The 11,050-nt window shown below is 68.7% G+C and carries 12 protein-coding genes; all 12 read right to left on the bottom strand.

Annotated elements, in window-relative coordinates; all coding sequences use genetic code 11:
- A partial coding sequence (gene pgk, locus WC493_RS12665) for a phosphoglycerate kinase (protein ID WP_373065887.1) occupies positions 1-329 on the bottom strand: 329 nt, incomplete at its 3' end.
- Positions 330-331: 2 nt separating this feature from the next.
- Positions 332-1,339, bottom strand: coding sequence for a type I glyceraldehyde-3-phosphate dehydrogenase (gap, locus tag WC493_RS12660; RefSeq protein WP_373065886.1), 1,008 nt, complete (start codon positions 1,337-1,339; stop codon positions 332-334).
- Positions 1,340-1,353: 14 nt separating this feature from the next.
- Positions 1,354-3,372, bottom strand: coding sequence for a transketolase (gene tkt / locus WC493_RS12655; protein ID WP_373065885.1), 2,019 nt, complete (start codon positions 3,370-3,372; stop codon positions 1,354-1,356).
- Entirely contained in the window at positions 3,369-4,244 is an 876-nt protein-coding gene (locus WC493_RS12650; RefSeq protein WP_373065884.1) for a phosphoribulokinase, read from the bottom strand. Before WC493_RS12650 ends, tkt begins: the two co-directional genes overlap by 4 nt.
- Before the next feature lie 20 nt (positions 4,245-4,264).
- Positions 4,265-5,320 carry a class 1 fructose-bisphosphatase gene (locus WC493_RS12645; RefSeq protein WP_373065883.1) on the bottom strand — a complete coding sequence of 352 codons (1,056 nt, stop codon included), beginning with the start codon at positions 5,318-5,320 and terminating at the stop codon, positions 4,265-4,267.
- Between the two features lie 198 nt (positions 5,321-5,518).
- Positions 5,519-6,577, bottom strand: a complete 1,059-nt coding sequence (gene hypE, locus WC493_RS12640; RefSeq protein ID WP_373065882.1) for a hydrogenase expression/formation protein HypE — start codon at positions 6,575-6,577, stop codon at positions 5,519-5,521.
- On the bottom strand, positions 6,574-7,698 hold the full coding sequence (hypD, locus tag WC493_RS12635; RefSeq protein ID WP_373065881.1) for a hydrogenase formation protein HypD: 1,125 nt from the start codon (positions 7,696-7,698) through the stop codon (positions 6,574-6,576). The genes hypE and hypD overlap by 4 nt, the downstream gene beginning before the upstream one ends.
- Positions 7,695-8,348, bottom strand: a complete 654-nt coding sequence (locus WC493_RS12630) for an SIS domain-containing protein (RefSeq protein WP_373065880.1) — start codon at positions 8,346-8,348, stop codon at positions 7,695-7,697. Before WC493_RS12630 ends, hypD begins: the two co-directional genes overlap by 4 nt.
- On the bottom strand, positions 8,345-8,626 hold the full coding sequence (hypC, locus tag WC493_RS12625) for a HypC/HybG/HupF family hydrogenase formation chaperone (RefSeq protein ID WP_373065879.1): 282 nt from the start codon (positions 8,624-8,626) through the stop codon (positions 8,345-8,347). The genes WC493_RS12630 and hypC overlap by 4 nt, the downstream gene beginning before the upstream one ends.
- 10 nt (positions 8,627-8,636) lie before the next feature.
- Positions 8,637-10,124 carry a sigma-54-dependent transcriptional regulator gene (locus WC493_RS12620; protein WP_373065878.1) on the bottom strand — a complete coding sequence of 496 codons (1,488 nt, stop codon included), beginning with the start codon at positions 10,122-10,124 and terminating at the stop codon, positions 8,637-8,639.
- The gene (gene hypB, locus WC493_RS12615; protein WP_373065877.1) at positions 10,121-10,903 is read right to left on the bottom strand and encodes a hydrogenase nickel incorporation protein HypB; all 783 of its coding nucleotides are present in this window, start codon (positions 10,901-10,903) and stop codon (positions 10,121-10,123) included. The genes WC493_RS12620 and hypB overlap by 4 nt, the downstream gene beginning before the upstream one ends.
- A complete protein-coding gene (locus WC493_RS12610; RefSeq protein ID WP_373065876.1) occupies positions 10,900-11,034 on the bottom strand; it encodes a hypothetical protein in 135 nt (44 codons plus the stop codon). Before WC493_RS12610 ends, hypB begins: the two co-directional genes overlap by 4 nt.
- Between the last annotated feature and the right edge of the window lie 16 nt (positions 11,035-11,050).

Below are 11,050 nucleotides of genomic sequence, written 5' to 3'. Positions count from 1 at the left end.
TCGCCGGGTATCATGGCGGCGACGGCTTCGGCGGCGAGCGGACCGATGCAATCCTCGGCGAAGGCGACCGGCCGGCCGAGCACGCGGGCCAGCGCCATGGCGACCGGCCGCAGGCTCTGTCCCTCGTCGCGTCCCTTGGGGCGGCCGAAGTGGGACAGCACGATCACCTTGGCGTCGCGCCGCGCCAATTCGCGGATCGAGGTCGCATGGGCTTCGAGCCGGGTGGCGTCGCTGACGAAGCCGCCCTGCATCGGGGCGTTCAGGTCGGCGCGGAACAGCACGCGCCGGCCGGCCAGGGGGCCCAGGCCGTCGATACCGGGGGCGCCCATGGTCACGCCGCCCGCTGCATGGCGACGGCGGTGTCGCACATGCGGTTGGAGAAGCCCCATTCGTTGTCGTACCAGCTCAGGATGCGGACGAGGGTGCCGTCCATCACCTTGGTCTGGTCGAGGGCGAAGGTGCTCGACGCCGGATCGTGGTTGAAGTCGGACGAGACATTGGGCAGCGCCGTGACCGCCAACACGCCCGAGAGCGGGCCGGACGCCGCAGCCTGGATCGCTTCGTTCACCTCGGCCACCGTGGTCGGCCTCGCCGCCTGGAACTTGAAGTCGATGACCGAGACATTGGGCGTCGGCACGCGGATGGATACACCGTCCAGCCGGCCTTTCAGTTCCGGCAGCACGAGGCCGACGGCCTTGGCTGCCCCGGTCGAGGTCGGGATCATCGAAAGGGCGGCGGCGCGGGCGCGATAGAGATCCTTGTGCATCTGGTCGAGCGAGGGCTGGTCGTTGGTATAGGAATGCACCGTGGTCATGAAGCCGCGTTCGATGCCGATGGCGTCGTTCAGCACCTTGGCCACGGGGGCCAGGCAATTGGTCGTGCAGGAAGCGTTGGAGACCACGCGGTGGGACGCCTTCAGGCCCTGGTGGTTGACACCGAAGACAGCGGTGAAATCGGCGTCTTCGCCCGGGGCGGAGATCAGCACGCGGCCGGCGCCGGCTTCGAGATGGGCGGCGGCCTTGGCACGGGCCGTGAAGATCCCGGTGCATTCCATGGCGATGTCGACGCCCATGTCGCCATGCGGCAGCTCGGCGGGTTTCAGGATGCGGGTGACGCGGATCTTGCGGCCATTCACCACGATGTCGTCGCCCGAAACCTCCACCGTGCCGGGGAAGCGGCCCTGGACGGAATCGAAGCGCAGCAGGTGGGCATTGGTCTCGACCGGGCCGAGGTCGTTGATGGCGACGACCTCGATGTCCTCGCGCCCGGATTCGGCGATGGCACGCAATACGTTGCGGCCGATGCGCCCGAAGCCGTTGATCGCTACCCTGGTGACCACTGTTCCGTCCTCCCTCAGTTGTTCTCGATGGCGCGGCGGGCCGCATCGGCGACCGCTTCCGCGGTGATGCCGAACTGGCGGTAGAGCACGCCCGCCGGGGCCGAGGCGCCGAAGCCGGTCATGCCGACGAAGACGCCGCGATCGCCGAGCCAGCGCGCCCAGTCGCCCTCCACCGCCGCCTCGATACCGATCCGCGGTGCTGCGCCGAGGACGGCGCGGCGATAGGCTTCCGGCTGTTCGCGGAAGAGTTCGAAACAGGGCGCGGAGACGACGGCGGCGGCGATTTCGTCTTCCGCCAGCAGGCGTGCCGCGGCCAGCGCCACCTCGACCTCGGAACCGGTCGCGATCAGGGTGACCTGGCGCGGCCCCTCGGGCTCGGCCACGACATAGGCGCCGCGGGCGGAAGCCCCGCCGATCCCGGCCGGCGCCCCCGCCCGGGCCAGCGCGGGCAAGCCCTGGCGGCTCAGGCAGAGGGCGCTCGGCCGGTGGGCCTGGGAGACGGCCAGGGCCCAGGCTTCGGCCGTCTCGACCGCATCGGCCGGACGGAAGACGAGGAGGTTCGGCATGGCGCGAAGCGAAGCCAGATGTTCCACCGGCTGGTGGGTCGGGCCATCCTCGCCGAGGCCGATCGAATCATGGGTCAGCACCAGGACGACGGGCAGGCCCATCAGCGCGGCAAGGCGGATCGCCGGCCGGCAATAGTCGGCGAAGACCAGGAAGGTGCCGCCATAGGGCACGAAGCCGCCATGGAGCGCGATGCCGTTCAGGGCCGAGACCATGGCGTGTTCGCGGATGCCGAAGTGGAGGTAGCTGCCGGCGAAATCGCCCGGCTTCACCGCCACCTGGCCGGTGCCATGGGTCAGATTCGAATGGGTCAGGTCGGCCGAGCCGCCGACCAGGTTGGGCATGGCGGGCAGGAGCTGCTGCAGCACCTTCTGCGACGCCTGGCGGGTCGCCAGATTGGGCTTGGCAGCGAGAAAATCGGCGCGGATCGCCTCGAGCGCCGCGATGGCCGAGGCGGGGACCAGATGGTCGCGGTCCCGCGTCAGGGCTTCTTGCACCGCCGCCGGGGCCTGCTCCAGGCGCTGGCGCCAGGCGCGGCGGGCGGCGCGGCCCCGTTCGGCGGGCCACGACCAGGCGGCACGGATCGCCGGCGGGACCTCGAAGGGGGCCGCGGTCCAGCCGAGCGCTTTGCGTGTGGCGGCCACCTCGTCGGCGCCGAGGGGCGCGCCGTGGGTGGCCGCCGTGCCGGCCTTGGTGGGAGCGCCACGGCCGATGACGGTGCGACAGGCGATGAGGGAGGGGCGGTCGCTCGCCCTGGCGGCCTCGATCGCGGCTTCGATCGCCGCGGGGTCGTGGCCGTCGATCCGCTGAACGTGCCAGCCGCTCGCGGCGAAGCGGGCGCATTGGTCGTCGGAACAGGCGAGCGTCAGCGGCCCGTCGATCGAAATGCCGTTGTCGTCGAACAGCACGATCAGGCGCCGCAGGCCCAGATGCCCGGCGAGGGAGACCGCCTCGTGGCTGATCCCCTCCATCAGGCAGCCGTCGCCGGCGATCACATAGGTATGGTGATCGACCAGGTCACGGCCGAAGCGGGCCGCCTGCATCTCTTCGGCGAGCGCCATGCCGACCGCGGTGGCGATGCCGGCGCCGAGCGGGCCGGTGGTGGTCTCCACGCCCGGCGTATGGCCGTATTCGGGATGGCCGGCGGTCAGGGCGCCCCACTGGCGGAAGCGGCGCAATTCCTCGACCGTCATGTCGGGATAGCCGGTCAGATGCAGGATTGCATAGAGCAGCATGGAGCCGTGGCCGGCCGAGAGCACGAAACGGTCCCTGTCCGCCCAGTCCGGCGCGTCGGGATCGAACTTCATGAAGCGGGTGAACAGCACGGTGGCCACGTCGGCCATGCCCATGGGCATCCCGGGATGGCCTGACTTGGCCTGTTCCACGGCATCCATGGCGAGCACGCGGATGGCGTTCGCCATCTGGGCGACGTCGACCTTCGCCTCGAACACGGGTGCGGCCAGGTTCATGAAGCCCTCCTCTTGCGCTGCATCAGTTGCAGGATCATCGGGGTCAGGATCAGTTGCATGGCGAGGTCGAGCTTGTTACCCGGGATGACGATCGAATTGGCGCGGGACATGAAGCTTCCCGCGATCATCGAGAGCAGATAGGGGAAGTCGATGCCACGCGGGCTCTTGAAGCGGATGACGACCATCGATTCGTCCGGCGTCGGGATCCAGCGGGCGATGAAGGGGTTCGAGGTGTCGACCGTCGGCACGCGCTGGAAATTGATGTCGGTCTCGGCGAACTGCGGGCAGATGTAATGCACATAGTCCGGCATCCGGCGCAGGATCGTGTCCATCACCGCCTCGGTGGAGTAACCGCGGGCGGCGCGGTCGCGGTGGATCTTCTGAATCCATTCGAGGTTGATCACGGGCACGACGCCGATCTTCAGGTCGGCGTAACGGACGAGGTTCACACCCTCGCCGATCACGGCGCCGTGCAGGCCCTCGTAGAACAGAAGGTCGGTCGGTTCGGGGAAGGCTTCCCAATCGGTGAAGGTGCCGGGCTCGCCGCCGTAGACGGCCGCTTCTTCGGCATCGTGGATATAGTGGCGGGTCTGGCCGCCGCCGGTCTCGCCATAGCTGGCGAAGACGGCTTCGAGTTCCTGCAGGAGATTGGCTTCGGGGCCGAAGTGGCTGAAGTTAGGGTTGCCGGCGGCGGCGGCAGCGGCCATCTCGCGGCGCATGGCCAGGCGGTCGTAGCGGTGGAAGGCGTCGCCCTCGATGAAGGCGGCGGCGATCCCCTCCCGCCGGAAGATCTGCTCGAAGGTGCGGCGGACCGAGGTCGTGCCGGCGCCGGACGAACCGGTCACGGAGATGATGGGATGAAGGACTGACATCGAAACTCTCCGGCTGCCGCTCAGGCGCGGAACAGGCTGCGCTTGCCGAACAGCGGCGAATCCTCGCCGCCGCTGAAGGCGTCGGTCATGTAGCGGGCGACCCGGGCGACCTCGTCCGCCGAGCCGAACACCAGGGGGGTGCGCTGATGCAGGCTGGTGGGCATCAGATCGAGGATGCGGTCGGTGCCGTCGGTGGCGGCACCGCCTGCCTGTTCGAGCAGGAGGGCGACCGCATTGGCTTCATAGACCAACCGCAGCCGGCCCTGGCGATAGCCGGGGCGGGCATCGCCCGGGTAGAGATAGATGCCGCCCCGGACCATGATGCGGAAGGCGTCGGCGACCATGGAGGCGACCCAGCGGGTGTTGAAGTCGCAGCCGCGCGGCCCTTCCGTCCCGGCCAGGCAATCGTCGACATAGCGGCGGATGGCGTCCGGCCAGTGGCGCTGGTTGGAGCCGTTGATGGCATATTCGCGGGCCCGGACCGGCACCGTGATGTCCGGCCGGGTCAGGCGGAATTCGCGCGTTTCGGGATCAAGGGTGAAGGCATGGGTGCCCTGGCCGAGGCTCAGCACCAGGCCGCACTGCGGGCCATAGAGGATCAGGCCGGCGGCGAACTGGCACCGCCCGGGTTGCAGCAGGGCCGCCTCGGCCGAGAGTTCGCCGGCCGGATAGATCGAGAAGATCGTGCCGATGGTCGAATTGGTCTCGATGTTCGAAGAACCGTCGAGCGGGTCGACGGCGACCACCAGGGGGGCGCCGGGGTTCAGCACCTCCGCCTCGTCCGCTTCCTCGGAACCGAGGGCGGCGACCGGGGTCTTGCGCAGGCACTCCGTCACGATCTGGTGCGCGCGGAAATCGAGTTCCTTCTGGCTGTCGCCGAAACGCTCGTCGCAGCGCAGCGCGCCCATGGCGCCGGCCAGCGGCCCGCGGGCGACCAGGCCGGCGAGTTCGATGCCGGCGCTGGCGAGGGCGGCGACGGTGGCCGCGACCGCCGCCGCTTCGGGCGTGTCGCCGGCCGCATGGCGGGCCAGGAATTGGTCGAGCGAGACCTGACGGTCGGTCTGCAGCGCAGTCATCTTCTGTCCTCCCATCCCGTTCCGACTCGTTTCGGCGTGGCCGGTGTCGGGATCCAGGGACGAGCTTGGGGGACGGAGGACTGTCAGGGAATTTTAAAATGGTGACACGTTTTTTCAGAAAAACTTAATACGGCCGAAAACCGCCGAGAGCACGGCGTCGGGCCTGCCGCCTGCGGCGGGGTGCCGCAGGCGGCTCTGTCAGCAGATGCGGGGCAATTGGTCGCCCACCAGCATGTCGACGATACGGTGGCCGCCGAAGGCGGTCTCCATGATCACGCGGCCGACCTTGCCCTCGGTCACCGTGCCGATGGCGCAGGACTCGGTGCCGAGCGGGTGGGCACGCAGGGCGGCCAGCGCCGCTGCCGCCTGTTCCGGCGGCACAACGGCGACCAGCTTGCCCTCGTTGGCGAGATAGAGCGGGTCGAGCCCCAGGATCTCGCAGAAGCCGCGCACGGCGGGGCGCAGCGGCACGTCGGTCTCGCGGACGGTGATGCCGACGTTGGAGGCTTCGGCCAATTCGTTCAGCACCGCGGCGAGGCCGCCACGGGTGGCGTCCCGCATCATGCGGGTGCCGGGGGCGGCCCCGAGAAGATCCGCGATCAGGCCGGCGAGGGAGGCGCAGTCGCTCTCCACCGGGCTGTCCAGGGCGAGATCGCCGCGCGCGTTCAGGATCGCGGCGCCATGGTCGCCGAGCAAGCCGTTGACCAGGATGACGTCGCCCGGCCTGGCCCGGCCGATGCCGACCTCGATGCCGTGGCGCACCACGCCGACCCCGCTCGTGGTGATGAAGATCTTGTCGCAGGCTCCGTGCGGAACCACCTTGGTATCGCCGGTGACGATGGCGACGCCGGCTTCCGCCGCCGCCGCGGCCATGGAGCGGGCGATCCGGCGCAGCGTCTCGATCGCCATGCCCTCCTCGATCACCACGGCGCAGGACAGCAGGCGCGGGATGGCACCGCCCACCGCGAGGTCGTTCACCGTGCCATAGACCGCGAGCTTGCCGATATCGCCGCCCGGGAAGAACAGGGGATCGACCACGAAGCCGTCGGTCGTAAAGGCGAGGCGGTCGCCGCTCGTCGCGAGATCGGCCAGGGAGATGCGGGCCTGGTCCTCCAGGGCCGCCTCGCTCGCCGAAAAGGCGGAGACGAAGACGTCTTCGACCAGGTCGCGCATGGCGGTGCCGCCGCCGCCATGGGCCAGCGTCACGCGGTCGACCTGGAGCTGGCGGCGCGGCCGCGGCATCGGTTGCATGGTCATGCTGCCCCCTTGCGCAGGCCGCCATATTGGTAATAGGCGGCGCAGGCGCCTTCCGACGACACCATGAGCGCGCCGACCGGCGTGGACGGCGTGCAGGCGGTGCCGAAAATCTTGCAGTCCCAGGGCTTGATCGCACCCTTCAGCACTTCGCCGCACTGGCAGGCGCTGGGATCGGCGATGGTGACCTGGCCGATGGCGAATTTCCGCTCGGCGTCGAAGGCTGCGTATTTCTCGCGCATCTTCACGCCCGAATGCTCGATCGAGCCGAGGCCGCGCCATTCGAAGAAGTCGCGCAGTTCGAACACTTCGGCGATCGCCTGGAGGGCGGCGCGATTGCCGTCCTCCGGCACGATCCGGGCATATTGGCTTTCGATCTCGACCCGTCCCTCGTGGATCTGCCTCAAGAGCATCCAGATCGCCTGCAGGACGTCGAGCGGCTCGAAGCCGGTGACCACCAGGGGGCGGCGGTAATGTTCGGCGATGAAGCGATAGGGCTTGGTGCCGATCACCATGCTGACATGGCCGGGGCCGATGAAACCGTCGACCGCCATGTCGGGCGAATCCAGCACGGCGCGGATGGTCGGGATGATGGTGATGTGGTTGCAGAAGAGGGAGAAATTGGCGATCCCCTCCTTGGCCGCGCGGAGCACGGTCAAGGCGGTCGCCGGCATGGTGGTCTCGAAGCCGAGGCCGAAGAAGACCACCTGCCGATCCGGGTTCTTGCGGGCGATTTCGAGGGCGTCGAGCGGCGAATAGACCATGCGCACGTCGGCGCCATCGGCCTTGGCCTGCAACAGGCTCTTCTTCGAGCCGGGGACACGCATGGCGTCACCGAAGGTGGTGAAGATCACGCCCTTCTGTTCGGCGATGGCGACGCAGTCGTCGACCCGCCCCATGGGCAGCACGCAGACCGGGCAGCCCGGACCGTGGAGGAATTCGAGACTTCTGGGCAGCATGTCGGCCAGGCCGTGGCGGAAGATCGCATGGGTGTGCCCGCCGCAGACTTCCATGAAGCGAAGCGGCTTTTCGACCGTCGCGCCGCAGGCATCCAGCAGGGTGGCGATGCGGGCGACCAGGCCCTTGGCGATCTCGCCGTTGCGGAATTCGTCGCTGAATTTCATGGTGCCGCAGCCTCCGCCAGCAGGGTACAGGTGAGGTCCCACAGGATGTGATAGGTGAGCAGGTGAACCTCCTGCACGCGGTGGACCGAGGGGGTCTTCACGGTGAGGCAGAGGTCGAGGGCGCCGGGCGCCGCCATGGCACCGCCGTCGCCCCCGGCGAAGCCGAGCGTCACGATGCCCATCGTCTTCGCCTTCTCGAAGGCACGCAGCAGGTTCTTCGAATTGCCGCTGGTCGAGAAGCCGGCCAGCACGTCGCCCTTGCGGCCATGGGCGATCAGGGGTCGCACGAAGATATTCTCGAAACCGGCATCGTTACCGACCGCGGTCACCAGGGCGACGTCGGCGGTCAGGTTGATCGCCGGCAGGGCCGGGCGGCCGGTGGTGATCGGGTGCTGGAATTCGATCGCCAGATGGGCGGCATCGGTGGAGGAACCGCCGTTGCCCATGGTGAGCAGGCGGCCGCCCCCGGCGAAGCAATCGGCGAGCAGGCGCGCCGCGCGCTGGACATTCTCCGCCTCGGCGGCGAAGAAGGTTTCCGCGACGGCGAGGTGATCGGCCAGTTTCCGCGAAATCGAGGCGGCGAGGTCGCTCGACCCGCGCGGCCGGGCCGCGGGATAGAGGGCGGCGAGAATGTCGCCGTTGGCGCTCATGCCACGGTCCCGGTGCGGAGCGCTTCCTGTTCCGCCTCGAGCTCGCCGAGTTCGGCCAGCAGGGCCAATGTCGCTTCAGCCTCGGCCTCGTCGATCACCGACATGGCGAAGCCGACATGGACCAGGACCCAGCGGCCGATCAGGGCGTCCAGGCTCTCCGCCTCGGGGGCGACGCAGGTGAGGTCGACGCGGCGCTTCACGCCCGAGACGTCGACCGTGGCCAGCATGGCCTCGGCGTCCTCGATGGCGACGATCTGGCCGGGAATGCCGTGACACATGATGAATACCTCAATGGCGCCGGTTCGAGAGTGCGCCGGGCACGATGCCGTAGCGTTCCAGCTTGGCGCGCAGACCGACGCGCGACAGGCCCAGTTCCTCCGCCGCCCGGCTCTTGTTCCATTGGAAGCGGAGCAGGGTTTCGAGCAGGATCGCGGCTTCGAGCTTCTCGACCCGGTCCTTGAGCGGGCCGTTCTGGATGTCGGCGGTAAGCGAGATCGGGCCGAAGCCGGTCTTCGCCTCGGCCGCCCCGCCGCGCACGCCGGACGACAGAAGCTCCGGTCCCAGCCAGTCCTTGTCGGCCAGGATCAGCAGGCGGGTCACCTCGTTCTGCAACTCGCGCACGTTGCCCGGCCAGTCGTAGGCTTCGAGGCAGGAAATCGCCTCGTCGGTGAAGCCCTTCACCTTCTTGCCGTGGGCAGCGCAGAGCTGGGCCAGGATGCTCTCGGCCAGCAGGCGGATGTCGCCCCGGCGCTCGCGCAGCGGCGGCAGGGTCAGCACCATGGAACTCAGGCGGTAATAGAGGTCCTGGCGGAAACGCCCGGCCTTCACTTCGGCCGCGAGGTCGCGGTGGGTCGCGGCGATGACGCGGACATTGACCTGCCGCGCCTCGTTGGAGCCGACCGGGCGGATCTCGCCTTCCTGGAGGAAGCGCAGCAGCTTCACCTGGAAGGCGGGCGAGACGTCGCCGATCTCGTCCAGGAACACGGTGCCGCCGTCCGCCTGTTCCAGGAGGCCCATGCGGTTGGCGACGGCGCCGGTGAAGGCGCCCTTCTTGTGACCGAAGAGTTCGCTTTCGAGGAGTTCGTCCGGGATGGCGCCGCAATTTTCCGCCTGGAAGGGTTGGTCGGCGCGGAGCGAGCCATAGTGGATGGCGCGCGCCAGCAGCTCCTTGCCGGTGCCGGTCTCGCCCAGGACCAGGACCGGCACGTCGAAGGTGGCGACCTGGCCGGCCAGGCGGCACAGTTTGTCGAGCGGGCTGCCGGGGGTACGCACCAGGCTGTCGAAATGAAAGCCGCGGCGGACTCTTTCCCGCTGGGCCGAGATGCGGCCTTCGGCGGTCGGGCCGAGCAGCTTCATTTCGATCGACAGGCGATCGTGCTCGCGCTGGAGCTGGAACAGGCGGGCGCCGTTCCGGATCGCCAGGACGAGTTGGTCCGGGTGCCAGGGTTTGGCGATGAACTCGTAGATACCGGCGTCGTTGATGGCGGCGATCATGTCTTCGGGATCGCTGTAGCCGGTGACCAGGATGCGGATCACGTCGGGCCAGCGTTCGCGCACGCGGGTCAGCAGTTCGACCCCGGTCATCTCCGGCATCCGTTGGTCGCTCATCACGACCTGGACCCATTCGTTCTCCAGGATCTGCAAGGCTTCCGCCGCGGAACCGGCAGTCAGTACCTCGAAATCCTCGTGCAGCACGCGGGCGATCACCTCGACCGAGCGGGGCTCGTCGTCGACCACCAGGACGGTTGGGCGGTTGCTGCGTGCGCCGAGGCTCATGCCGAAAGGCCCTGGGTCAGGCTGCGGCGGAGCTGGGCCGCCCTGGCTTCGGCTTCGCGCGCCAAGTCTTCGATCCAGTCTGCCCGGGCCTTGGCGAGCCAGGCGAGCCAGGCATCGAAACCCTCGCGGCTCTTCGACGACAGGCAGACCACCTCGGCCGAGGGGTTGATCCGCGCGATGTTGCGCTTCAGGAGCTCGAGGTCGAAATCGAGATGGGGCGCGAGGTCGGTCTTGGTCACCAGCACCAGGTCGGCGAAGGTGAAGGCGTCCGGATATTTCAGCGGCTTGTCCTCGCCCTCGGTGACCGAGACGAGGGTGACGCGCTGCGCCTCGCCCAGGTCGAAGCCTGCCGGGCAGACCAGGTTGCCGACATTCTCGATCAGCAAGAGGCCGCCCGCCTTGGGCTTCAGGGCGTCGACGCCGCGGCCGACCATCTGGGCGTCCAGGTGGCAACCCTTGCCGGTGTTGATCTGGATCGCCGGGGCGCCGGTCGCCCGGATGCGGTCGGCATCGTTGCTGGTCTGCTGGTCGCCCTCGATCACCGCGGCGGCGATCTTGCCCGAAAGCGCCTTCAGGGTTTCGACCAGGAGCGTGGTCTTGCCGGCGCCGGGGCTGGACAGAAGATTGACGGCGAAGAGGCAGCTCTCGGCGAAGCGAGCTCGGTTCGTCTCGGCGAATTCGTCGTTCTTGGCCAGGATGCCGCGCTCGATCTCGATCATGCGGGACTGGCTGAGGCCCGGCACATGGGCGCGGGCCGGGCCGGTGCCGTAGTCGATCACGCCGCCCGGGCCATGGTCATGCGCATGATCGTGGTCGTGGTCGTGGTCGTGGGGGTGATCGTGATCATGGGCGTGTTGGTGCCCGTGGTCGTGATCATGCCCGTGGTCGTGATGGTGGTGATCGTGATCATGGCCGTGGCGATGGTG

Origin of the sequence: Zavarzinia sp., from assembly GCF_041650655.1 — a bacterium.
Taxonomy (GTDB): Bacteria; Pseudomonadota; Alphaproteobacteria; order Zavarziniales; family Zavarziniaceae; genus Zavarzinia.
The sequence above is the reverse complement of the archived record's forward strand: the minus strand, read 5'-3'. Positions and strand labels throughout refer to the sequence as shown.